The organism is Streptomyces sp. NPDC048353 (assembly GCF_055587165.1).
This window is the reverse complement of the sequence record NZ_JBVJGU010000009.1, coordinates 1-22,423: the sequence shown is the minus strand read 5'-3', so window position 1 is coordinate 22,423 and position 22,423 is coordinate 1. Positions and strand designations below refer to the sequence as shown.

21 protein-coding genes and 3 pseudogenes are annotated in these 22,423 nt (G+C 71.1%); 15 read left to right on the top strand and 9 right to left on the bottom strand.

The features are described 5' to 3' along the window. Positions 1-389 precede the first annotated feature (389 nt). Complete coding sequence (locus ACZ6RC_RS27925) at positions 390-725, top strand: hypothetical protein (protein WP_469588202.1); 336 nt, start codon at positions 390-392, stop codon at positions 723-725. On the opposite strand, the gene ACZ6RC_RS27920 is transcribed toward ACZ6RC_RS27925, so the two are convergent. Both ACZ6RC_RS27920 and ACZ6RC_RS27915 read right to left on the bottom strand, forming a co-directional pair. Then, positions 662-1,099: a hypothetical protein gene (locus ACZ6RC_RS27920; RefSeq protein WP_469588198.1), complete on the bottom strand. Its 438-nt coding sequence runs from the start codon at positions 1,097-1,099 to the stop codon at positions 662-664. The two genes, ACZ6RC_RS27925 and ACZ6RC_RS27920, sit on opposite strands and share 64 nt — an antisense overlap. 343 nt (positions 1,100-1,442) lie before the next feature. After that, the gene (locus ACZ6RC_RS27915) at positions 1,443-1,589 is read right to left on the bottom strand and encodes a hypothetical protein (protein ID WP_453619854.1); all 147 of its coding nucleotides are present in this window, start codon (positions 1,587-1,589) and stop codon (positions 1,443-1,445) included. Between the two features lie 403 nt (positions 1,590-1,992). Here ACZ6RC_RS27915 and ACZ6RC_RS27910 point away from each other — a divergent pair, with 403 nt between their 5' ends. Then, a complete protein-coding gene (locus ACZ6RC_RS27910; protein ID WP_469588194.1) occupies positions 1,993-2,478 on the top strand; it encodes a GNAT family N-acetyltransferase in 486 nt (161 codons plus the stop codon). Between the two features lie 144 nt (positions 2,479-2,622). Here the strand turns inward: ACZ6RC_RS27910 and ACZ6RC_RS27905 are convergent, their stop codons facing one another. Beyond that, on the bottom strand, positions 2,623-2,853 hold the full coding sequence (locus tag ACZ6RC_RS27905) for a hypothetical protein (RefSeq protein WP_469588191.1): 231 nt from the start codon (positions 2,851-2,853) through the stop codon (positions 2,623-2,625). Between the two features lie 92 nt (positions 2,854-2,945). Between ACZ6RC_RS27905 and ACZ6RC_RS27900 the strand changes: the two genes are divergently transcribed. After that, on the top strand, positions 2,946-3,098 hold the full coding sequence (locus ACZ6RC_RS27900) for a hypothetical protein (protein ID WP_432121498.1): 153 nt from the start codon (positions 2,946-2,948) through the stop codon (positions 3,096-3,098). A 399-nt stretch (positions 3,099-3,497) separates the two neighbouring features. Next, positions 3,498-4,157, top strand: a complete 660-nt coding sequence (locus ACZ6RC_RS27895) for a DedA family protein (RefSeq protein ID WP_469588186.1) — start codon at positions 3,498-3,500, stop codon at positions 4,155-4,157. A 350-nt stretch (positions 4,158-4,507) separates the two neighbouring features. Here the strand turns inward: ACZ6RC_RS27895 and ACZ6RC_RS27890 are convergent, their stop codons facing one another. Together ACZ6RC_RS27890 and ACZ6RC_RS27885 are read right to left on the bottom strand one after the other, a co-directional pair. Further along, complete coding sequence (locus ACZ6RC_RS27890; RefSeq protein ID WP_469588183.1) at positions 4,508-4,756, bottom strand: hypothetical protein; 249 nt, start codon at positions 4,754-4,756, stop codon at positions 4,508-4,510. 49 nt (positions 4,757-4,805) lie between these two features. Beyond that, positions 4,806-4,979 (bottom strand): annotated as a pseudogene (locus ACZ6RC_RS27885) (hypothetical protein); the annotation flags it as partial. A gap of 222 nt (positions 4,980-5,201) precedes the next feature. Here ACZ6RC_RS27885 and ACZ6RC_RS27880 point away from each other — a divergent pair. The 11 genes and pseudogenes from ACZ6RC_RS27880 (at position 5,202) to ACZ6RC_RS27830 (ending at position 15,019) form a co-directional block, all read left to right on the top strand. Next, on the top strand, positions 5,202-6,491 hold the full coding sequence (locus ACZ6RC_RS27880) for an MFS transporter (protein ID WP_469588180.1): 1,290 nt from the start codon (positions 5,202-5,204) through the stop codon (positions 6,489-6,491). 635 nt (positions 6,492-7,126) lie between these two features. Beyond that, entirely contained in the window at positions 7,127-7,612 is a 486-nt protein-coding gene (locus ACZ6RC_RS27875) for a hypothetical protein (protein WP_469588176.1), read from the top strand. A gap of 345 nt (positions 7,613-7,957) precedes the next feature. Beyond that, on the top strand, positions 7,958-8,479 hold the full coding sequence (locus ACZ6RC_RS27870) for a GNAT family N-acetyltransferase (RefSeq protein WP_469588174.1): 522 nt from the start codon (positions 7,958-7,960) through the stop codon (positions 8,477-8,479). A 66-nt stretch (positions 8,480-8,545) separates the two neighbouring features. Beyond that, positions 8,546-8,848: pseudogene (locus ACZ6RC_RS27865) on the top strand (transposase); the annotation flags it as partial. 134 nt (positions 8,849-8,982) lie between these two features. Continuing rightward, positions 8,983-9,183 (top strand): DUF2191 domain-containing protein, encoded by a 201-nt coding sequence (locus tag ACZ6RC_RS27860; RefSeq protein WP_469588171.1) that lies wholly within the window; start codon positions 8,983-8,985, stop codon positions 9,181-9,183. 198 nt (positions 9,184-9,381) lie between these two features. After that, entirely contained in the window at positions 9,382-9,879 is a 498-nt protein-coding gene (locus tag ACZ6RC_RS27855; RefSeq protein ID WP_469588846.1) for an EF-hand domain-containing protein, read from the top strand. Between the two features lie 1,554 nt (positions 9,880-11,433). Continuing rightward, entirely contained in the window at positions 11,434-11,805 is a 372-nt protein-coding gene (locus ACZ6RC_RS27850) for a ClpX C4-type zinc finger protein (protein ID WP_469588168.1), read from the top strand. A gap of 611 nt (positions 11,806-12,416) precedes the next feature. Further along, the gene (locus tag ACZ6RC_RS27845; protein WP_469588165.1) at positions 12,417-13,175 is read left to right on the top strand and encodes a hypothetical protein; all 759 of its coding nucleotides are present in this window, start codon (positions 12,417-12,419) and stop codon (positions 13,173-13,175) included. Between the two features lie 187 nt (positions 13,176-13,362). Beyond that, positions 13,363-13,693, top strand: a pseudogene (locus tag ACZ6RC_RS27840) (helix-turn-helix domain-containing protein); the annotation flags it as partial. Positions 13,694-13,906: 213 nt separating this feature from the next. Beyond that, positions 13,907-14,770 (top strand): DUF4258 domain-containing protein, encoded by an 864-nt coding sequence (locus ACZ6RC_RS27835; RefSeq protein ID WP_469588891.1) that lies wholly within the window; start codon positions 13,907-13,909, stop codon positions 14,768-14,770. Positions 14,771-14,794: 24 nt separating this feature from the next. Next, a complete protein-coding gene (locus ACZ6RC_RS27830; protein ID WP_469588163.1) occupies positions 14,795-15,019 on the top strand; it encodes a DUF2283 domain-containing protein in 225 nt (74 codons plus the stop codon). Here ACZ6RC_RS27830 and ACZ6RC_RS27825 read toward each other — a convergent pair. From ACZ6RC_RS27825 to ACZ6RC_RS27810, 4 genes are all read right to left on the bottom strand, one after another. After that, positions 15,016-16,290, bottom strand: a complete 1,275-nt coding sequence (locus ACZ6RC_RS27825) for a sensor histidine kinase (protein WP_469588160.1) — start codon at positions 16,288-16,290, stop codon at positions 15,016-15,018. The two genes, ACZ6RC_RS27830 and ACZ6RC_RS27825, sit on opposite strands and share 4 nt — an antisense overlap. 7 nt (positions 16,291-16,297) lie before the next feature. Beyond that, positions 16,298-16,963, bottom strand: coding sequence for a response regulator (locus ACZ6RC_RS27820; RefSeq protein ID WP_469588157.1), 666 nt, complete (start codon positions 16,961-16,963; stop codon positions 16,298-16,300). A gap of 1,651 nt (positions 16,964-18,614) precedes the next feature. Next, entirely contained in the window at positions 18,615-21,299 is a 2,685-nt protein-coding gene (locus ACZ6RC_RS27815; protein ID WP_469588154.1) for a helicase associated domain-containing protein, read from the bottom strand. A 53-nt stretch (positions 21,300-21,352) separates the two neighbouring features. Then, complete coding sequence (locus ACZ6RC_RS27810) at positions 21,353-21,859, bottom strand: hypothetical protein (RefSeq protein WP_469588151.1); 507 nt, start codon at positions 21,857-21,859, stop codon at positions 21,353-21,355. Positions 21,860-22,423: the final 564 nt, after the last annotated feature.

Sequence of the window (22,423 nt, the reverse complement as noted above, 5' to 3'; positions counted from 1 at the left end):
TCCCGGAACGCTGGCCGCGCATCCGCCCGCCGGTGAGCCGCTCCGTCCAGGTCCAGCGGGGGCACCACGACAAGGATCCGCCTCTGCGGGAAGCACTCCAGGGCGCAACGCGGCGGGGGGTGATGCGGCGCGGCGGCTTCACGGCGGTGAGCCGGTGTGTCGGCGACGGGTGATCAGGCAGGGCGTGGCGTGATCCCGGCTGTGGTCGTGGTGCTCGACGGTACCGGCGAGTAGTTCGGCAGCGGGGGAGTACCCGGCGCCATCCGGCCGGCCGGGCGCTCGCGTTGCTGCCGCCCCGGCAGACAGGGAGACCGGTCCGCGCGCGGGTGCGGGGGACTCGGCGCGGGGGCGCCTCGGGCAGCGCGTCGCAGTGTGGGGGAGGCGGGGGCGTGGGATTGCTCGGGAGCGGATGGGGTCTCGTCGCCGGTGGGGTGCCGGTGCTGATGCTGCTCGTGGTGGGGACGGTCGCCCGCGGGGCGCGGCGGCGGGCCTGGGAGCGGCTGGCCGCCACCGCCGGACCGCCGCGCCGGCTACCGGCGGGGCTGGACCTGTACGAGACGACCCGCTTGTGGGCGGGCAGCTTCTCCCACGTGCCGAACGTCGCCCTCGCGCGCATGCACGCCGAGGGGCGTCTGGAGGTGGCCGGCAAGGAGTACGGGACCTACCGGGTGCGGGTGCCGGCTCGGTGCCCCGCGACGACGTCGAGGCCGGGCTGCTCGGCCTGATCGGCGAGCAGGACGGCGTCGTGCCCGCCGACCTGGGGTGGGACGAGCGGCGGGCACCGTCGCCGGCGGTCATCCGTGAACGCCTCGTCCTTCGGCCACCTGCTCCGTGAGCCGGGGCTGCCGGACGGCGTGCCGGCGACTTCGCCGGCCGTCGCGCGCTGGAAGGCGAAGCGGCGCAGCATCCGCCGGCTGTGCACCGTCGCCGTGCCGGTCCTGCTCGCCGCCGGAACGGCCGCCGCCGCGATCGGTGGAGGGTGGCTGCCGCTCGCGGCCCAGGCACTCGCCGTGAGCGCCGTCGCGGTCCGGCACGCCCGCCGGCCACGCGAGAGCGGCGGCGTCACCCGGCTCGGTGAAGCCGCGGTCGAGGCCGCCATGAAGGCAGAGGGCGTCGATAGAGGAGCGGGTGCTGCGCACGGTGATGCGGTACGGCTTCGTCCGGATGCCGAAGAAGCATCCGCTCGCACCCGCGCCCCACCTGCCCTCCACCTCGCCGCCTCCCGCGCGCGAACCGGACCCTCCTCCGGCAGGACTTCAACGGCGACTCACCCGGCCTCGGGGGTCTGTGAACGTTCCCGCGACCGGCGGCAAGGTGCGCGACCGGCCGCGCCGCGAACGGGCTGCGACCGGCCGGGAAGCGGCCGGACGTTCACCCTCCCCGCGCCGTACCAGGGCCGGCCGGCCCCGCGACGGCGCAGGACACCTGGCCCGGGGCCGGCCTCATGGCCGGCGCCGGTGTATCTCGTCGTGGCCCTGCGCTGCGAGGCGGCGGCCGGCGTCCCGAAGACGCGGGTCGCTCAGCGCCTTGCCGTCGGCCTCCTGCTTCATGCCGCGGATGACCTTGAACGCTCCGCCGAGCTTGCTCACGATGTGCCCCTTTCCGGTGTCCGTAGGGCTCGGTCCGCGCCGGGAGCGGCCGGCACCTCCGCTCGATTCCCACGCCCAAAAGTCCCAAAACGTATAAAAGGGAAAAAGGTAATGCCTGTCGGTGCTTCGGCAGCGGCCTGACGACGGGCGGTCGCCGCGGACCCGGCCCCGCCGGCCGCCGCCGGGAAGGGCCTCTAGCCGCGCCCGGCCCGCCACGCCGCCGGCGCGGTGGTCTTCAAGGGAGTCGAGTCCGCCCAGAACCGGTGGCACGCGGTGAACGCGCCCCCACCTTGTCGCCCTGGTCCGAGCCGGCGCCCGCTCCGCAGGGGCCATACTCGTCGAACGTCTCAAACCCGGAGGCAGCGTCATCATCCTCAAGCCCCAGACCATCCACACCGACCGGTTGGCCCTCCTTCCCCTGCGGGTCGAGCACGCCGACGAGATGGTCACGGTGCTGTCCGACCCCGGCCTGCACACGTTCACCGGCGGCACCCCGGACACCGCCGAGGACCTGCGCGCCCGCTACGAACGCCTGGCGGCCGGCTCACCCCGCCCCGGGCAATCCTGGTGCAACTGGGTCATCCACCTCCGTGACGCCTCCTGTCTGACCGGCTATGTCCAAGCGACGATCACCGCCGAGGAGCGCGGCGCCGCTGCGGAGATCGCCTGGGTAGTCGGAACCGCGTGGCAGCGGCGTGGCATCGCCACCGAGGCAGCCCAAGGACTCGTCGACTGGCTGGGGAAGCACGCGGTGCACACGGTCGTCGCCCACATCCACCCCGACCACATCGCATCCAACGCCGTTGCCGCCGGAGCCGGTCTCCTTCCCACCGACCAGTGGCACGACGGAGAGACCAGATGGCAGCTGACGCACCTCCCCAGGCCGTGACGACTGCCCTCAGCGCCTCCACGCGCTCCCGAGCGACGCCCGCCGACCAGGGATCGCCGCCACCGGATCAAGCGCCCGCAGGCCCTGCGCGACGCCGGCTCGGCGGATCGCCCGGTGGCCGCCGGTGACCGTACTTGAGCGCGGTCATCGGGGCTTTCTGTTCGGCACGTACCCCCCGCACGGACAGGTGCCGCTCGGCGTGAACTCACCGACACCGAAGTCCTCTCCCGAGCACTCTCCCGTGCCGTCCCTGTGGTCGTAGCTCTGGTGCTTGCAGGTGCGGCACCACTCCTTGGGCGCCCCGATGACGAGCATCGGGAGGAGGCATACGAGTAAGAGTCCTGCGAACGCACCGATGACGATGAGGAACTGCATCAGCGGGCCAACCTCCGATCCCTGCGGCTAAGTTGACGGCAGGACCCATTGTGCGTCCTGCGGGTTGCCGAGGCGTGGTCGAGGAGGCGGACGTGGTGGTCACCGTATTGCTGGCAGTCGTCATCCCGGTCGGTCTGCTGGCGCTGGGCACGGGCGCCTATTTGCTGTGGGTCCGCTTCGGTACGCAGGAGCCGTGGCGGCACGGCGGTGGCGGGGACTCCGGTGACACCTGGGGCGGTGCGTAGAGCGGTTGTCGCGTGCCGACATCCCGGTCCGGGCGCCTGCATGGTCACGCTCCGGTGGAATTCCCGGCTCCAGCTCGGCCTCGGTTCTGATGATGCCCGGACGCGCCCTGGCCGCCCGCGCCGTCAGCGGCAGACTCCTCGCCCGCTTCGACAGCATCCGCGCCACCCCGCGCCCGGGCTCGCCGTGCTCTGCTCTGCTCTGCTGGGCGAGGCGGCTCGAGCAGGCGCGCCTCCGTCCCCGCTCTTCACCTCTAGGTGCGGTTCGCCGCAGGGCGGGTACTACGGAAGGCACCCCCGGGCCGGCGGCCCCGCGAGCGCCGGCCGATGTGCGACCTGACGAGGAGGGAAGCAGGGGCGAGGCCCTGGGTGACCGACCGACCCGCCAGCTTGGAGACTCATATGCACCTCACGCCCTTGGCCGCGCAGCAGCCCGCGGACGGCCCCGCGCGCTGGGCAGCCGATCTCATCGACGCCCTTGGCGGTCCCGGAGCCGGCCTGGCCATCGCGCTGGAGAATCTCTTCCCGCCCCTGCCGAGCGAGGTGATCCTGCCGCTGACCGGATTCGCCGCCGCACAGGGCGTGCTCTCGCTGGCCTCAGCCCTGTTCTGGACCACGCTCGGCTCGGTCGTGGGAGCGGTGACCCTCTACTGGATCGGCATGCTCTTCGGACGCGAACGCATGCGCGCCATCTGGGCCAAGCTGCCGCTGGTGAAGACCACGGACCTGGAACGGACGGAGAAGTGGTTCGCCAAGCACGGCACCAAGGCGGTCTTCTTCGGCCGCATGGTGCCCGTCTTCCGCAGCCTCATCTCCGTCCCCGCCGGGGTCGAGCGGATGCCTCTGCCCCTGTTCCTCACGCTGACCACGCTCGGCAGCCTGATCTGGAACGCGGCCCTGATCCTGACCGGTTACTGGCTGGGGGACCAGTGGGATGTGGTGGGGACCTACGTCGGGTTCCTTTCCAAGGCCGTCCTGGTCCTGATCGCCCTCGCCCTCGTGGTCTACGTGACCGTACGGCTGCGCGACCGCAACCACACCCGCGACCAGCGCACCCGCTGACCGGCCGACCCGACGGCTGCACCCTCCGAAGGCGGCGACAACGGCCCGGCGGCCCAGGACCGAAGCCGATGCCCTCCATCGCCAGGCCGTGCCGCGGGCCGGCTCGACGAGGAGGACCGGCCACCGCTCGAGTGGCGCGGCACGGCCCCGAGCACAGGAGCCCGGAGCCGCGCGAGAACCAGCCCACCCGCACACCGGCCATTCCGATGTGCCATGCCCACACGGCCGGAGTGAGCTCCGGCGCCCCAACGGTGCCGGGCTGCCGCGGGAAGCGGCCGCCTCCGCTTCCCCCGCGCGTGTTGCTGTCCGCCGGCGGCCGAGCCGCCTCCCCGGGCCGTACTGACGGCACATCAGGCGGTGCGGCGGCTGCCCCGGTTGTCGCAGGGCAGGTCGGCGGCGCTGTGGTGGGCGAGGAAGCCGCGGGTGGCCTGGCGCTCGGCTTCGGTGATGGAGGTGGGCTTCACGTCGATGATGCCGCCGAAGGGGCGGTCGACATCGCGGATGATGCACAGCGTGGTGGTCAGCAGGGCGGTGATGACGGTGAGGGTGATGAGCTGCCCCCGGTTGTTGCGGCGGGGGATGCAGATCCCGAGGGCCATCACGGGCCATGGCCGGCCATTCCTGGGCGCGCACGGCGCGGGCGTAGCAGACGGCGTCGGCCTGGATCGCGGTCCGCTGCGCCTCGGGCGCGTACTCGGCGGCCTCGACGAGCTGGTCGACCGCGCGGGCCTCGCCGCGGGAGGCGACCTCGGCCGTGCCGTAGGAGCCGTTGGCGGTGACCAGGACGAAGGCCGGCAGCAGCACGGGCGGCGGCGGGCGCATCGGCCGAGCAGTCAGGGCGCCCCCGTCAGCATGAAGCCGGGGCGGCACGGGATGGGATTTTGAAGGTAACGCCCCTTCCTCCAGGCGCCGTTCGCGTCGGGCGGAACGCTTATGCCGAAAGAGAAGACCTGTCTCACCGGCCCGTTTTCCGGGGCAGGGTCGTGGCGTCGGTGCAACGTTGATGTGGGGGAGCAGCCTGTGGGCCTGGACCTGAGTCGTGTGATGCGCCCTTCGCCGTACCGGCCGGTGGTCCAGCACCCGACGCTGCGGCGGATCCTTCCCGGGTTCGCCGTCTCCTCGCTCGGCGACGGCATGGCCGTGGTGGCGGTGAGCTGGCTGGCGATCGAGCTGGCACCCCCTGCGAACCGCGGCGTATGGGTGGCGCTGGCGGCGGCCGCCTACACCCTGTCAGGGGCGGTGGGCGCGTTGCTGCTCGGCCGTTTCCTGCGCCACCGCCATCCCGCCCGGCTCGCCGGCTGGGACGCGGCGCTGCGTGCGGGCGCGCTGGGGGCCATCCCGATCCTGTACACCTGCGGAGTCCTCGGCATCCAGGGGTACGTCACGTTGCTGGCGCTCTCCTCCGTTCTCCATTCCTGGGGCCAGGCCGGTGTCTACACGCTGATCGCCAGAGTGCTGCCGGAGCGCGATCACCTGGCAGGAAACGCCGTGCTGTCCGGCGTGGGGTCGATCGCCACCGTGGCCGGGCCTCCGCTGGCCACGCTGTTGATCGCGCTCGGGGGCCCTGCGACGGTGCTGGCCGTGGACGCGGTCACCTTCCTCGTCCTGGCGGCCACCTTCCTCGTCGCCGTCCCCAAGGACGCCGTCCCGAAGCCCGAAGACGACACGGCCTCGCGGGCCGCCGGCCTCGCGGTGATCCGAAACGTCCCCGCGCTCGCCGGCCTCCTCACCCTGAGCTTCGCGTTCTTCTTCCTCTTCGGTCCGGTGTACGTGGCGCTCCCCCTGCACGTGTCGGACGACCTGGGCGCCTCGGCCGGTGTGCTGGCGGCGTTCTACACGGCCTTCGGCATCGGCGCGGTCGTGGGGTCGGTGCTCACCGGCTTCCTCAGCAGGTGGCGGCTGTGGCCCACGACGGTCGGCATCGTCGTCGGCTTCGGTGCGCTGATGCTTCCTCTGGGGCTGGGCGCCCCGACGGCCGTGTCGGTCGCCTGCTTCGGCGTGGCCGGGCTGCTCTGGCCGCCGTACGCGTCGCTGTCGACCACCCTCTTCCAGCGCTCGGCGCCCGGCGCGCTACTGCCGCAGGCCCTCGCGGCGAACTCCGCCGTCCGGGTCCTGTCGGTGCCCCTGGGGACAGCACTCGGCGGGCCGCTGGTGGCCGGCCTCGGCGCCGTCGGGGCGCTGCGCCTGTCCGGCGCGGGCATCGCGCTGGTGGGCTTGGCCGCCGCCGTCTTTCTGGCACTGCATGCCTCGCGCACACGCCACCAACCGCCACCGGGCGCCACACCGCTGGCCGACGACGAGGATGCGAGGGCGCAAACGGCGGCGGGGCGGTAGAAGGAGCCGCTCCGATTCCCAGGCGCGGACCGGATATCAGGATCGGTGCACTGAGCGGCGTGGTCGTCGCCGGGCGGGACAGCGCTGGTGACGTGCCGGCCGGTGGCATCTGCGGCAGCGCCTGGAACGGCTGATCGAAGACGCCCCGCTCACCGCGGTGAAGGCCGCGGGCGGACGCACGCCCGCAGCGTCATGAGGCAGCAAGACCTCCGCGGGCAGCCAGCGCACGGAGCAGGCGGCGTAGGCCCATAGAGGCGTGAAGCCGCTGACGGCTGCGATGGATGAGCTCCCCGATCGACCAGGCAACTGAAGCCCCCAGGCCCAGGGATATGGGGTGGCCCGGTCGCACAAGGCGGCGGTGAGCAGCACGGTGACGACCGTGAGGGGGATGAGCTGCCCGCGGTGGTAACCGCGCGTCGCCGCCGCCTACCTCAACGCCTCCGGACATCAGGGCGACGAGACCGGCGACTTGGTCGAGCAGGTCACCAAGGGGGACGCGCCGGGGTGCGCGAGATTGCCGCTGTGCTCAGGGGACTGGACCCGCTGATGACAAGGCCCCACGGGGCGGTTGTGACCATCCGGACTACCCTTGCTACTTCGGATCAGGCAGTACGTCGGCGAGGTAGGCGGGGCGAGTGACCGAGGCGGATGTCCCTCAGCAGGAGCCGGTCTGGTTAGTGGCAGCGAACGTTGTGGCCTGGCGTCGGTGCGGAGTCGGCGGCCAGGAATTGCACCCGGGGACGAAGTTCTTCAAGGGCGGGGCGAAGGTCTACGTGGCCGATGTGTACTGGGGTCCGGGTGGTGAGCGGGTCACGGTAATGGGGCGCGAGCGGCACACCAGCCGGTGGATCGTCATCGATACGGCGACCCGCCATCTCTACGGCTTCCGGCCGAAACTCGTCCATACCCCACGCGTCTTGGAGCGGCTACGTGAGACAGGACGCGAAGGCGGCCTCGACGCGGACCGCGCAGCGGACGTCTCCGCGACGCTGGAACGGTACGCACGCCAGTACCGCGCCGAGATCGCGCCGCATTGCCCGCACCCGGACCGATGCATGTGCCACGCCTGCCTCACCGGCGAAGTCGGCGTGGAACTGCAGGGCGAGTTGGGCGGCAGGTGACGTCGGATCCACGGCACGGTGCGCGGCTTGGTCCTCCCGCCTGTCCCCCCCGTTCCACAGCTGGTTGTGCACCGTGGTGGCTGGCCCGGACGGTCCGTCACCTTCGGTGCTGACACGTATGTCGATCACGAGGGGGACCTGTTGGCCAGCCTGACCGCACCCGAACCCCGACCCTCGATCAGGCCCCGTCGACGCCCAGCGCCCCCAGCTGCTGCCGCCGCTCCTCGGTCAGCTCTGCCCGCCTGGAACGGGCCTGGTTTCGGGAGGCACGGCAGCAAGCTCAGCCGGCACCGACGTACGGCCCCGGCCGGAGGTAATCCGTTGTCGTGTCATCGCCGTGGTCGCATGCTTCAGAGCGTGATCACCGAAGACGACTACACCCACGCCACCGTCACCCTGCCGGTCACGGTGCGCGATCTGCTGCTCCAGGATGTGCCGGCGTGCACCTGGTCCGGCTCGGCCACCCACCTACGCCACGTGGAGCGGGAGCTGGCGCGCGCTGCGGCAGGAGAGGTGGACTACCTGGCGGTATGCACTCCTGCGGATCTGCCGGTGGCGATCGGCGGCATCGACTACCAGCTCTCCAAGGGCTCCGGAACGCTGTGGCAGCTTGCCGTGCTGCCGGCGCTGCAGTCCTGCGGCTTGGGAACGCTGCTCGTCCGCGCTGCCGAACAGCGGATCCGGCGCCGCGGGCTGCGCAGGGCCGAACTCGCTGTGGAGGAGGACAACCTCCGGGCGCGCGCTCTGTACGAGCGCCTCGGCTACGTCGTCTACGGCCGCGAGCCGGAAGCCTGGGACGAGGAAGGGCCGGACGGGTCGATCCGTCGCCACGAGACGATGTGCACTCTCATGCGCAAGAGCCTCTGAGCCCACGTGCAGCGGGCGCACTTGCACGGGGGCAGCCAAGTGGTCGTCCCTACCAGCCGCGTCGCCCGGCCCGATCACGTTCTGGGCGACAAGGGCTACAGCTCGAAGGCCATCCGCGCCTGGCTCCGCCGTCGTGGCATACCGCACACGATTCCCGAGCGGGCCGACCAGGTCGGCAACAGGGCTCGGCGAGGCAGCCGCGGAGGCCGCCCGCCGGCCTTCGACCGCGAGGCATACAAGCACCGTAACGTCGTGGAACGGTGCTTCAACGGCCTCAAGCAGTGGCGCGGCATCGCCACCCGCTACGACAAAACCGCCCAGTCTTACGAAGCAGCCGTCACCCTCGCCTCACTCCTGATGTGGGCGTGACATTTGACGACAACCCCTAGGGGGGTCACAGCAAGGCCATGCCGCTCGGGCCCTCTGCAAGGATCGGATCTTCAGCGCACGCTGTGGACCTGGAGGCAGCTACAGTGCGCGTGTGACGCGATGAGGGGGACAGGATGGCCAAGGTCAATATCAGTCTCGACGCCGAACTTGTAGTGGAAGTCATGGTCCTGGCTGGGATCGGCTCGCCCCAGGACGCGGTTGAAGCGATCGTGCGGGACTACATCGCCCATGGCCACCGCACGGAGACCCGCACCGAGCTCAAGGACCGAAATCTGCGCGAGCTCGACGTCAAGCCGCAGGAGCCGCAAGGCTGAGCACCGCCGCCTGCTGCCGCTCGAACTTCTTGCGAGTCAGGAGTCCACCGCATCCGGTCATCCGTGCCACGGGACGGCCTCAGGCCGCTGCCGCTTCACCCGGGCGGCGGTGCTGGGATGCGCGCGGGCGGGCTGGAATGGGGGCGTGACTGGTGTCCGATCCAGTCGGAAGAACTGCAGGAGCCCTTTGTGGACATCATGGTGGCGCGGGAGCGTGTCTTTCGCATGCTCGATGTGGACGGTGACGGAGTGATCTCCCGCGAGGAGTACCTTGCCCGTCCGGACCGTGCGGCAGCGGGACTCGGCCGTGACGCGCACGACCCCCTGGTCGCCGTGGCGCGCTCTTTGCACGAGCGTGTCTACTCCGCCATGGACGCCGACGGTGATGGGAAGGTGACGTTCGGGGAGTATGCGGCCTGGGCCGGCGCCCAGACGTTCGACGACGTCTGCCGTGAGGCGCTTGGCTCCCTGTTCGATCTCGCCGACACCGATGGTGACGGCACCTTGGTCCGGGCGGAATTCGCCCGGCTGCGTGAGGTCCTGGGCAACCCGGCCGACGACGCCGCGACAGCGTTCGACGCGCTGGACACCGACGGCGACGGCCGTGTCGGCCGGGACGAATACCTGGCCGCGATCCGTGTCTTCGTCAGCGACGGCACGTCGCCCATGTACGAGGCCTTGGTCGCCGCCCGCTGACCGGCGGGCCCATACGAGAGCGGGAACACCGCCCCGCACCTCGTTCGCATGGTCAGGGTGTGGGCGGCGTGATCGGGGGCAGGGGGGCGGTGAGCGCATGGGACCGCTCGGGATATGCAGGGCTCTGCCGGACTCCCCCCTCCGGCGGGCCCGAGGGTGGCCGAACGGCCCGCACCGGATGAAGGTGCGGGCCGTTCGTCGTGCTGGAGGCTGTGGCGGCCGGCCGGCGCGGGGAGGCCCCCCCGGCTCGTGTCGGAACCCTTCCAGGGCCGTCGTCCTGATCGCCCTCCCCCTCGCGGTCTTCGTGACCGTACGGCCGCGCGACCGGAACCGCACCCGCGACCAGGCCACGTCCTGGGCGAGGCGCCGGCCGCGCCTGCCTGCCGGGACGGGGCCTGCCCGCCCGCTGCGCCCGAGCCGGTCGGGCGGCAAGGGCGGGTCTCACGCCTGGGCCGGTGGCAGGGCTGCGGCTCTCTGAGGAAGGTGTGGGTGAAGGTCTCGATGGCCTCCTCGGGGTCGGAGAGACCAGCGGGGGTGATCTGCTCGTGCACCGGGCTGAGCAGGAAGTAGCTGAAGACGGGCCCGGGTCATCTGCTGCACGAGGGGGGAGGTCGCGTAGCCGGCCGGCGGCGATCTCCTGGGTGCCCCAGCCGCTGATCTTCTCCAGAATGCCGCCGATGACCTGCTGGTAACCGCTGGGGCGGCGGGGTCGGCGGGGCGACCGTGTGTGGAATCAGGTGTCGTTCTGGTCGAGGACGATGTGGAAACGGTCGTGGGTGCGGGTGAGGTCGAGGACGCGGCGGACGGCCGGGGCAGGGGGCCTATCAGGATGAGCCGGCCGCTAAGGCGATTGGCCTCTTCCAGAACGTGGATGAGGGCGAAGCCGGCGAACTCGATGCGGGTCAGGTCGAGGAGAAGGCGTTCGAGGCGTGAGGAGTGCACGGCGGCGATGGCTTCGCGCAGGCAACTGATGGTGTCGGCGGCGAGTTCACCGCTGAGGTGCAGGACGGCGGTGACGGGGGAGCCGGTGGGGGCGTAGCGACGTGCCCGTGGCCGGCCTGCCAGGCCGGGGAGCCGTGGAAGAGGAGGTGTCGCGGCCGGTGGGCGTCTGGCATGGGTCGGTCGAGCGCCACGGTGATACGCCTCGATCCTGTGATGGGGGGGGAGGAGCCCTCCACATCGCGCGCTCCCGTTGTCCTCCGCCGGATCTCCAGACACTGTCCGGCGTCGAGGCGAGCACGGTCGGCAGGAAGGAAGGTCGCCGACAGCAGAGCCGGATGTCATCCGACTACCCCAACCCTCCCCCCGGCCCGCCGTTTATGCACATGCCGCTGGTCAGACGCGTACGCAGGGCAACCCGGCGCTCGGCGGCACCATGGCGGCTTGATGTCGAGGTGGGGAAGTTGCCGCTTCACCACCGCAACAGGCAATGCCTTCCGGGGCGCTGCACCGTGCTGATGGTGGAGGGGCGGCCGGCACCGGAGCGCGGCGGTGGCCGACTAGTCTGACCGGAGAACCCTGTCAGGGTTCCCCTGACAACTGAGGAGGGTCGTCGTGGCAGTCACTGCACAGTCCGGGGAACCCGCGCACTGTTCCTTCTGCGGCAAGCCGAGTTCCGAGGTCGGCAAGCTGGTCTCGGGGCCCGGCGTCTATATCTGCGACGAGTGCGTGGCGCTGGCGGACCGGATCGTTGCCGATGCGCTCGGGGAGCCTCGCGCGCAGGGCCTCCACGCCTGGAACTCCATGACGGACAAAGAGATTTTGCACCATCTCCCTCGCGTCGCCGCGCACATCGATCGAGCCGAGGCCGAGCTGCGCATGTGGGTTCAGGAACTGCGGCGACGTGGAGTGACCTGGACGCGGATCGGCGAGACCTTCGGCATCACTCGTCAGTCTGCGTGGGAGCGCTTCTCTGGCGAGGAGTGACAGGTGGAGGCCCGCACTCGGGCAGCACCCTCCGCAAGAGCGTTGGAGCGGGCTCACGAACGTGCGGACCCTGGAAGCGGCGGCCGGCGAGGTCGCCTCAGCCTGATCCTCAGGGGCTGCGGCTGCGTGTCCGTCCGTGGGGGAGGCTCGTTGTGCAGAACGAAGCGGGCCCGCACGCTCGCCTTCGATGCGGTCCCCCCGAGGCAGCGAAAACGGGCCCTGCCGGCTTCACGCCGGCAGGGCCCGTTCGCTGCCTCAGATCGCCCAACGGCCCTCAGCGCGGCCGCGGTCGGCGGGGAACGAAACGTGTCGTGTGATCATGCCCAGTCGATGCCGAGCGCCACCAAGTTGCCGCTGCTCCTCGGTCAGTCCCGCCCGCCTGGAATGGGTATTCGCAATCCACGCGGCGAGCCTGACCGGTCCGTCCGTCAGGTCCTCGAATGGACCGCGGGACGCCTGCCCGCCCTTCCCGCTGCGCGTACTGGGCCGCGCGGTGAACCCTTGCGCGAACGCGTTGCCCGACGCCCGCCGGGCCCGGGGAGCGGCGGTGGCCGGCCGTCCTGCGGGCGCCGGGCCGTCAGCCTGAGACGCTCCAGTAGGCTGCGCTGGTCATGGACACCCGCGCTGCCCCCGAGCAGCCCCAGCACGACGCGATCGCTTGTGGTCCACCGATCCGGCAGCTCTTCCGGGACGTCATCGCTGATCGCCTGCCGGACCGCATGCCGCTCCAAGCGGCGGTGCTGTTCAACTCGGAGATCGACCCCGACTGGGACGACCGGTCCTTCCTCGGCGAGTTCTACAACGAGATTCTCCACCAGGACACCTGCCAGCCCTGCACCGCCGCCGGTCTCGTCCTGCTCGCGGCCCTGGCGGTTGACGACCGGGTTCCCGCCCGACAGCGGTTCGAAGCCGTTGGCCTGTTGTTTCGCGCCGCCACCGTCGCCGAGCGCCACCTCGCCGAGACCTGGCCGGCCACCTCGCAACCTGCCGATGCCGACAGCGAGGCCCGGGCCCGCAACGCAGTCCAGTTGCACGCCCCTGATCTGCTGGCCCGCTGGCCCGCCGAATGCCCCGCAGTCCGCCTCGCCCTTGCCGGCCTCGCCGTCCTCTTCCCTACGGAGCGCACGCAGGCCGCCCTGACAGCGCGCCTGCACCCCTTCATGAACCAGCATCCCCAAGGCACCGACATCGGTGACTACGTGCGGTTCGTTCTCCTGCTGGCCGCCCAAGACGACAGCCGGATCCTCTCGGTGACCGAGAAATTCACCGACACCTACTGGGCGGGCACAGCACGCGGAGTGCCGACCCGGGAACGAGCTCTCCACCTCCTCGGCCAGATGCTGACCAAAATCGGAGCCGGACTCATCTGACCACGCGCCGGGCAAGACGCCCCAACAGTGAGGGGGGCGGGGCTGTCGTCGCCGGCCGGGTCGTCCAGGTGGTGGTCGATGCTGCCGTCCCCATCGGTCCTGCGCCGGGCTGCCGGGGTTGTGTCGCGGGGTGTGGGCAGCGGCAGGGGACTCACGCGGGTGTCCGGCCGCCGGTACCGTTCGGTCTATGGCGTACGAGCTGGAGGAACAGGAGGCCATCAGCCGCCGGATCAAACGGCGTCGGCTCGGTCTCGGCATGGCCCAGACCGAAGTGGGTGAGGCGATCTGCAAGTCCCAGGCTGGGCGTCGAAGGTGGAGCGGGGCCGGATCGAACTGGACCGGGCCGGGCTGATCAACCGCATCGCTTCCGCGCTGACTGCCACCCCAACGACCTCATCTCCCGTCCCTATCCAGGCAGTGCGAGTGACGAGCAGTGGCAGCCGGCCGCTGCGTCGATCCTGCGTGAACTCCGCCGGTACGACCTCACGCCTGTATGCGCCGGTGCACGCACGCCTCGACACCCCCGCCGATCAGCGGGGGTGGTTCACGCCGAGGGGCGGATAGCCGTGACGCGCGCCGATCGCCAGGCTGGCAGGCGGAGTTGTTCACCACATGCCCGTTTCGGGCCGTCAGCAAGGACGCACATGCCTCGCACCATGAACCGATCGCCCCGACGCCACCGGACGATGGCCCGGATATTCGTGGCGGGATGTACCGCCGGATCCGTACTGATGACGACCGCGCTCGCCCAGGCGGACACCCGCACCCCGTCCCCCGACCGCGTCGCACAGGCGGTGGAGACGGTGGAGCGCGTCACCGGCACCGCCGACCTCGTCGCGGGGACCATGCTGAGTGACGGTGCCACCCGCGCCGAGGTGCCCGCGGACGCGCAGGCCGCCCGCATCATCGTGCCCGCCATCGCGTCCGGCTCGGTGGAGTCCGCCTACGGTGACGACGTCGTCCGGCTCGGTCTGCCCGGCGCCACCGCCGCCCCCGCCGCGGCCGGGGCCAACGGCACCGTGGTGTACCCGGACGCGGACGACGACTTCGACCTCGCCGTCCAGCCCAACCGGGACGGCGTGCGCACGCTGATCACGCTCCGGGACGCGGACGCCCCCACCGAGTACCGCTTCCCGCTCGGCCTGCCCGCCGACGCGGTGACCGAGCAGCTGGAGGACGGCAGCATCCTGGTCAGCCAGGGCGAGGAGTACCTGGGGACCTTCGACACGCCGTGGGCGAAGGACGCCAACGGCGAAGCGGTGCCTACCGACTACCGCATCGAGGGCGGCGCCCTGGTGCAGACGGTCCGCACCGGGCCGAACACCGCCTACCCGGTGGTGGCCGACCCAGCGTGGTTCATCCCGCTCGCCATCGTTGCCGGGCGCGTGCTGCTGACCACCGGCATCAAGAGCGTCTCCAGGCACGCCGCGCAGCGGATGGCGCAGCGGAGCATCAGCCAGCAGATGGTCGCGAACGCCGTGAAGCACGGGAAGAAGTCCAGGGGCAAGACGGCCGGCACCTGGAAGTACACGAGCGGGAAGATCTGGGTCGTGGTCAACAACAACGGGAACGTAGTCTCCGTCGGCCGCAACTGATCCGAGAAACCGGGGAGCAGAATCATGCACATCGAGTACGACCAAGAGAACGACATCGCGTACGTCTCCCTCGCCGCGCACATCGCGGACGGAGCCGCCGTCCGGCAGGTCACCGTCGAGGCGCCGGGCGGCAAGGCGGATCTGAGCCTCGACTTCGACGCGTCGGGGCATCTGCTCGGCATCGAGGTCATCGGCGCCCGAGCCGCCCTCCCGGCCGAACTCCTCGGCCCGGTCGAGCCCCGCGGCTAGCTTCGACGCCGTGCGGCCGACCGGCAAGGGTCCCCGTCCGACGTGGCCGCCGCGGGCACGTGTCCCGTGGCATGGCGCGGACGGACGGGGAACCCGGCGCGGACCAGGAACCCTCCACCGGGGAGCGGGCCAGCGCCGAACGTGCCGCCGAGCAGCTGCGCCCGTTCCCGCAGGCCGATCAGGCCGTGCCCGCCGTCAGGCAGCCCGAGGGGAGTGGCCCCCCGGTCGGCCGCGGCGTTGCGCACCTCCACGTGCAGCGTCTCGGCGTCGGACCACAGGCGTACGTCGGCGTCGGCTCCGGGAGCATGCTTGCGGATGTTGGTGAGCGCCTCCTGGACCGTGCGGTAGACGGCGCGTTCGACGGCCTCGGGCAGGCCCGCCGGTACGGCTTCGACACGGAGCCCGACCCGCAGGGCGCTACCGTCGACCAGCGCGTGCAGGTCGCTCACGCGGGGCTGCGGGGCGAGTTCCCCGCCCGTGCCGTCTCCTGCCCGCAACACCCCCACTAGATACTGGAGTTCAGTCAGCGTCGTGACCGACAACTCGCGGATGAGTCCCGCGGTCTCCCGGATCTCGGACCCGTCCGGGTCGGTGACCTGAAGCACCCCCGCCTGCAGGCTGATCAGGCTGACCTTGTGGGCGACGACATCGTGCATCTCCCGTGCCAGCCGGGCCCGTTCGGCGGCCAGAGCGCGCTCCGTCAGCCGCCGGTGCTCGCGTTCCCGGCTCTCCGCCACCTCGCGCAGCCGGTCACGCCGCAGCCGGGTCGACCGGCCCAGGACGAATGCCCCGGCGCCGAGCGCGCACGAATCGAGAAAGGTCAGCAGTGTCTCCTGGTCGAGGCGCAGCAGAATCAGGTCACCGGGCGGGTACGGGAGGAACTGCGACAGCGCCACCAGCACCGCGCCGACAGCTCCCCCGACCGCGCCCCGGCGTTCGGCAGCCAGGCAGTACAGGGCGATCAACGGCGCGAAGGCCAGATGCCCGAGGTAGAACCCCGGGAGTCCGACGGCCAAAGCCACCTCGGGCAAGCGGTGGCGCAGTACGAGAGCGGCTGCGGCGGCGAGCGCGAGCCACAGTCCCAGCCCGTCGCCGGGGCTGTTGACGGCCAGTCCGTCTACGGCGGCGACACCGACCGGCAGGGTGGCCGGACCGAGGCGCCGCAGTCGCCCGGTGACCGCGCTGTAAAGGGCGGTGGCCCGAGAACGGCCGGCGGACGCGCCATGCTCCCGCCCCGGGCGCGGCGCCTGCCCCTGCGCGTATGCCGTCACGTCCCCCTCACCGCCGGGGCGCGGTACCGAGCGGGTCGAGCATCCCCGCGCGTTCGGCGACGACGGCCGCCTGGACCCGGTTCACACCGCCCAGCTTCGTCAGCAGCGCACTGACGTGATCCTTGACGGTGCCATGTGCCAGATGTAGCCGCAAGGCGATCTCCCGATTGGACAAGCCTCGGCCGACCAGGACGAGCACATGCCGCTCCCGCTCGGTCAGGGCCCCCACCAGCCGTGCCGCGTCATCCGCCGGGGCCGACGCCAGATACCCCCCGATGACGGGGCCCGCAGCCTCGGGCGCGAGTATCCTGCCCCCCTCGGCAAGCACCCGCACCGCGTGCACCAGTTGCTCGGGCGAGGCGTTCTTCATCAGGAAACCCGCCGCCCCCGCCCGCAGGGCCCGGTCGACATACTCACCCGCGTCGAACGTCGTCAGCATCGCGACCGCTGGTGGCGGTGTCATGGCAGCGAGGCGTGTCAGTACGGTCAGGCCGTCCACGTCGGGCATGCGGATGTCGAGCAGCACCACCTCGGGGCGGCACCTCTCGACCGTCGCGACCGCCTCCGCTCCCCCGCAGTCGGCCACCACACCGACGTCCGTGGCGGAACCCAGGATCGCCCGCAGACCGGAACGGACCAGCGGCTCGTCATCGACAACGACCACGCGAATCATGCGTGGCTCCCTCCCCCCGTGGCCTCACAGGTCACAAAGGGTACGACAACCCACGCAAGCCAGAGCTCCGGCCCGAAGGGAGCGCTGCCCCCCTGGCTGTAGTAGGCGTGTACCAGCGAGCTCCTCGCGGCGAGTGCGCCTTCCGACACGGAGCCCTCCGAGGCCTTGCGTCCGGTGAAGCTCCGCTGCTCGCGCTGGTACTCCTCCCAGGGCTCGATGACGCGCGGGCCCGTCCAGGACATGAGCTCACGCCGTCCCGGACGATTGTGACGACGAGGCTGTCGTGAGTGCCTGGGTCGCGGTACTCGTACCGTTCAAAGGCGGCCGCGTAGACGGCGGGGAACGGCGCCCGTGAACCAGTCCACCAGTGGCCGCCGGAGCGTCTGCGCCCACTGCTCGACCACCGTCCGCGAGCCGCCGTCGAGGACGACATACCGGTCCTGCCGCCACTGGCAGCTCAGCGGACCGCATATTTCCCTTCGAAGGGGACGAGACGACGGCAGCGGTTCGCCGCCGAGGCGCCGAGCCGACGCTCAGCGACTTCCAGGCCATGCTGGAGAGCTGACCGCTCGCACCCACCGACGCCCACGGACCAGACGTCCGTGGGCGTCGGCGTGCAGGCGACCGACCCGGCCGGGAACCGGCCGGCGGGACGGACGGAAAAATCACCGGGACAGCTGTCAGGAAGCGGCCCTAGCCCTCGCCTCGAGGCCGGGGGAAGCGGCGAAGGTGCGAGAGCACCCACAGAGTACGGAAGGAGACCGCTGCCCGCGCGCTGGCGGCCGACCCTCCGGAGATCAGGAGCCGCAGCGTGTTCGGAACGTGCGACGCCGATAGTCGCGGGCAAGCCCAACGCCTGGGCAAGCCGCCCCGGACGGCGGCTTGCCCACCGCCCGGAGACGCGCTGAGCGGTGGGCAAGCCTGGGCCGGACTCGGCGTGGTCCCGGAGACTATGAACCTACGCGTGGCGGGACTCGGAGCGGCACTGGATCGTCCTGCCCGTCCCATGTCACACGCAGCACCGAGGGGATGGACGCCCCCATGGAGCCGACCATCATGAACTCATAGACGTGCCCTGCCTGGACTCTGAGGCCAACTGGCCACTCATCCCGAGCGCCAAGGCCATCGAGGCACCGAATGTTGTCGGCGTCTGCATCGCCGTAGTTGATTAGCTCCCAGACCGCCCGCGTACGGTACTCAATGCGCAGCCTGGCCCGGGGTCGATTCGCTTCGGCCTCAGCGGCGCGGCGTTCCTCCGCCTCGCGACCCTGATCCGCCAGTGACTCCTCCGCCACAGCCGCCGAGCGCTCGGCCGCCGTTCCAGAACGACGCGCCTCAGTGACCGACTGGCTCTGCCGCGGTGGCCGATCGGCGGGCCTCCAGCACCGCTTCACTGGCCGCGTTCGCGGAGCGCCTGCTGTACCGCAGCGACAGGAGGCTGACTCCGAAGGCCGCCAGCCCCAGACCTGCTCCCACCCACCCAGGCGCGTCTCCCCTATCCATGGCGGAAACCTACTCCTCGCCGTGGCGGAAAGAGCCCCTGAGCGAAAGCACGAGACCGACGAAGGGAGTGTGGCCAACGGTCCACTGCTGGGACCTGCGACCTATCCGGACTCGTGGCTGGGTGCCCGGCCGCTGGGACGGCCGGTAGTCACGCCCAGGCCACGCCTAGCTTCGCGAGGGCGTCGCGCTGTTCCGTCGTGAGCCGGTCTCTCCTGGATTTCGTGTTGGAGACCCATACGCCGAGCTTCACGATCACCGGTTCCGTCTCACCGTCGATCGCAATTGGCTCGCCGTGGCCGCGGGGTACGGGCCGCCCCGCGCCTTCCCGCTCGATCCACTGCGTGAGGGCCGTCAGGCCCCGCTGGAACGCCTGCTGCGCCTTGCTCGGGCCCTTCGGCGCACGCGCGGCCGCGGGGGCGGGTGGCGGGGCCTGGGCGGGCTGGACGCCGAGCGTGATCAGCCGCTTTTGCTGCTCGGGGAGGAGCTGCGTCCAGGTGCCCGGGTTCTTCTGCCGCTTCAGCCACTTGCCCAGGTCGTCGCCGTCGAAGGTGACGCCCGGTTCGATGTCGGGCAGGACGCCGCCGGGTTCGTCGGCGGCGAGGTCAGCGAGGACGCGGTAGTGCCGCTGCCAGTCCAGTGGCCATGGGCAGTTCCAGTCCTCGTCGATCGCGGTCAGCTGTTGCGCGCGTGCGGCGGCCCGCTCGGGGTCCTTCCCCAGGCCGCCTTTGCGGCGGAGGTTGGCCATGTGCTGCCCGACCGGCACCAGGCCCTCGGTCCCGCTCTCGCCCCACATCGCGTCCTGACGCGGGGCGAGGTGCCCCGTGGCTCGCCGGTAGGAGCGCAGCGCGGCGAGCTTGTTCTCCCACGCCTCCTCACCGGGCTCCCACACCATGGCGGCCTCCGGCAGGTCGAGCAGGGTCTTGCGCCGCTCTTCCAGCTCACCCGCGCGCAGGGCCTTCCTCTGCTGATGCACCCAGCGGCCAAGCGGGAACGCCTTCGTGACGCCGACCTCGACCTCGACGTCATACGGGACGGCATGCAGGCCGGTGATCTCGTTCTCCTTCCGCCAGCGGAGCAGGGCCTGGTAGCCCTCCAGCCACACCAGCGACTCCGGCCGATAGACCCGGGTACGCAGGAACGCCGCGATCGTCGCCGTATCCCGCGGGCTGGAGAAGTGCAGCAGCGCCGACTCGGCGCCGTCGGCGCCGTCGTCGTGCTCCTGGTCCTCGCCGTCGCCCGCACCGCCGAGGCCGGTGCCGACGATCCGCCCGTCCTCGTCACGCCGGAGGTGGACCTTGCGCTTCCCGCTCATGAGCGCGCGGGAGGCGAGCTGCTCGACCAGGCGTTCATCATGCGATCGCAGGCCCTGGAGGACGGCCACGAGCGGCTTGTAGCTGGCCGAGGCGACCATGTCAGTCGGGTCCTCGTGCGGCTCCAAGAAGACCGGCACGATGATCCTGGCGACCTTGGCGGTGCCGTCCTTGTTGAGGCGAAGCGCCCGGCCGATGTTCTGCACGATCTCGACCTGCGAGCCGCGGGTGTCGGCGAAGCAGATCGCCTCGACACCTCGCTCGCCGGTGATGTCGACGCCTTCGCCGAGAACGCGGCAGCTGGCGAGGAACGCCCGGTGGACCCGGCGGCCCGCGGCGTCGATGCCGCCCGCGAACTGCCGCAGGACCTCGCGCCGCTCGGATACGAGGTGGTCGCCGCACAGCCACGCCGACCAGACCCGGTCTGGGGGTACGTGGCGGCCAGCCTCGAGTTCGTAGAAGGCCGCGTCGATCGACGACGCCGGGAGCTTGCCCGCAGCCACCAGGTCCTCATTTGAGGCGTCGTTCACGTACAGCTCGGCCGCCGTCTCCGGCAGCTTCTCCGCGAACGCGGCTGCCTCCTCCACCTTCTGGTGAAACGTCATGACGGTGCGCAGATTCCAAGCGGCGGCGTGCTCCAGAAGCGCCGTCTGCAACAGCGCCAGGCGCCGGCCCCGCCGCGCCTCCTCCGACTCCCCGAGGACGGGGGAGGGGTCGCGGATCTCCAGCACGTCGATCTCGAAACCCGCGAGGATCCCGCGCTCGATCGCCTCACTCAGACCGAGCTCGGCCAGCCACGCCCCGTACGCGCCCTCCGGGTCATCGGCCATGCTCGCAATCTCCGCCTCTTGGCCCTCCGTGCCCCTTCGCGGCTGGGGGGCGGCGAGGATGCGCGGGGTCGCGGTCAGGTAGAGCCGGAAGCCCGCCGGAATCCGCTGGTTGTCGTGGATCGCCGCCCACGGCCGACCAAGATCACCAGCAGTACCGTGTGCCTCATCCACGATTGCCAGGTCGAAGCCGTCCATGCGCTGGCCGTAGAGCCGCTCCCCGCCCGCCAGAGCGGCCTCCAGCGGCCCGCGAACCTTCCGCCGAAGCGTGGGGCCCTCCGGGTCCTCGCGGTCCACCAGCGAGGCGTACGTGGCGAACACGACCACCGGCCCGGGCCTGGCCCACAGGGCGAGCTGGATGGGGTTGGTGGTGGTGCGTACCCCGAGCGAACCCAGCACCGAGTCGTTCTCCAGCGAGCACACCGCGACCATCGGCGCGGTGTGGCCCACCAAGCGCCACGCCTGGGCGGTCTGCGCGAGCAGGTCCAGAGTCGGCACCATCACAAGGATCCGGCCGTTCGCGAACGACTCCAGCGCGCACGCGGCGGCGGTGATCGTCTTCCCTGATCCGGTCGCGGACACGATCGTGCCCCGGGCCCCCTGAGCGGGAACAGATGATCTTGCAGGGAATCCCACCCACTTTCGGAAGGCCGACTTTTGGGCGACCTGATGTTCCCTGAGCGAGATTCCCTGCACTTTTTGGTTCCCTTTCCGGGATGGAGACTCGGGTAGCGGGGATATTCCCGGCCTCAACCCGTGGGACCGAGGCCCCTAAGCCCCCATTCGTCGAGTCCGGCATAGATGGTGGCGGTGAGGCATTGAGGTGCGTCCATGACTTCGGCTTCGCCGCGGTAGACGGCGACCAGCGAGTCGGCACCGCGCCACCAGGTGTCCGCAAGGCCGGCAACCTCCGGCACCGTCTCGAACCCATCGAGCACGACCTCGTCCACGGCAGCACCTCTCAGCGTCGTGGTCGTGCGAGCCCAGTTGCGGGCGTGGTCCGCCAGAGCCAGGGCTTCCACCCACCCCTCCACACTGGCATGCAACGGCACCCACTTCCCGGCGTGAAGACCGAACTCCCCGTTCGGGCCAATCATGAACGAGTAGGGAAGAGCCGTACGCTGCATGCCGGCTTCAAAGTGCCAGTCAGGGTCCGGCCCCTCGGGCACATCCCCACTGAGCGTCCGCGGCCCTCCGTCATAGTGAGAAGAAGGAGGAAGGACCAGACCACCCCAGACCGCCTCGAAGGCAGCCACCCGATCAACCTGGTCCGCAGGGACACCATGCGTCATCCACCGAACCCTGTACTGCTCCACGTCACAGCGACCGCTCCAGTACCCATGAGACCGGATGAAGGTCCTCGCCCTACGGGTAAGCCCCGCTGGAATATCTGTATCGATCGCCATTTCCCCCGCCCTAGCGTATGCCCTGTTTTCACCAATCCTACATGCTGCATCAGATAATGCAGCCACCCCACTGGAGCTCGGCACAGGCACGGACCCCCGCTCCTCGTAGCCAGCTAGGCCCGCGCCAGCGGGCCTCTGGGCCCTGGAGGCGGAGCCGGAAGGGCCCTTGAGGCGGGGGAGCGCAGCGGACCCGCCGGCCCTGGGCGGAGCGAAGCGAAGCCCAGGGCCAGCGGGGCGAAGCCCCGGAGCTCCGGGAGCGCAGCGGACGGAGCGTCACCAGGCCTGCGAAGCAGGCCTGGTGAGCGGGACGCGCAGCGTCCCGCCAGCGCTCCCGCGAAGCGGGAGCGCAACACCCGCGCGAAGCGCGGGTGTTCGCTTGCACATCGCGCAGCGATGTGGTACCCGCGCCGCGGG

Bases quoted from the DNA above. Each gene is read 5' to 3' on its own strand.
- ACZ6RC_RS27920 (WP_469588198.1), bottom strand. From the start codon at position 1,099: ATGGCGGCCTCGACCGCGGCTTCACCGAGCCGGGTGACGCCGCCGCTC.
- ACZ6RC_RS27905 (WP_469588191.1), bottom strand. From the start codon at position 2,853: ATGCAGTTCCTCATCGTCATCGGTGCGTTCGCAGGACTCTTACTCGTA.
- ACZ6RC_RS27895 (WP_469588186.1), top strand. From the start codon at position 3,498: ATGCACCTCACGCCCTTGGCCGCGCAGCAGCCCGCGGACGGCCCCGCG.
- ACZ6RC_RS27890 (WP_469588183.1), bottom strand. From the start codon at position 4,756: ATGGCCCTCGGGATCTGCATCCCCCGCCGCAACAACCGGGGGCAGCTC.
- ACZ6RC_RS27880 (WP_469588180.1), top strand. From the start codon at position 5,202: ATGCGCCCTTCGCCGTACCGGCCGGTGGTCCAGCACCCGACGCTGCGG.
- ACZ6RC_RS27870 (WP_469588174.1), top strand. From the start codon at position 7,958: ATGCTTCAGAGCGTGATCACCGAAGACGACTACACCCACGCCACCGTC.
- ACZ6RC_RS27860 (WP_469588171.1), top strand. From the start codon at position 8,983: ATGGCCAAGGTCAATATCAGTCTCGACGCCGAACTTGTAGTGGAAGTC.
- ACZ6RC_RS27855 (WP_469588846.1), top strand. From the start codon at position 9,382: ATGGTGGCGCGGGAGCGTGTCTTTCGCATGCTCGATGTGGACGGTGAC.
- ACZ6RC_RS27845 (WP_469588165.1), top strand. From the start codon at position 12,417: ATGGACACCCGCGCTGCCCCCGAGCAGCCCCAGCACGACGCGATCGCT.
- ACZ6RC_RS27835 (WP_469588891.1), top strand. From the start codon at position 13,907: ATGACGACCGCGCTCGCCCAGGCGGACACCCGCACCCCGTCCCCCGAC.
- ACZ6RC_RS27830 (WP_469588163.1), top strand. From the start codon at position 14,795: ATGCACATCGAGTACGACCAAGAGAACGACATCGCGTACGTCTCCCTC.
- ACZ6RC_RS27820 (WP_469588157.1), bottom strand. From the start codon at position 16,963: ATGATTCGCGTGGTCGTTGTCGATGACGAGCCGCTGGTCCGTTCCGGT.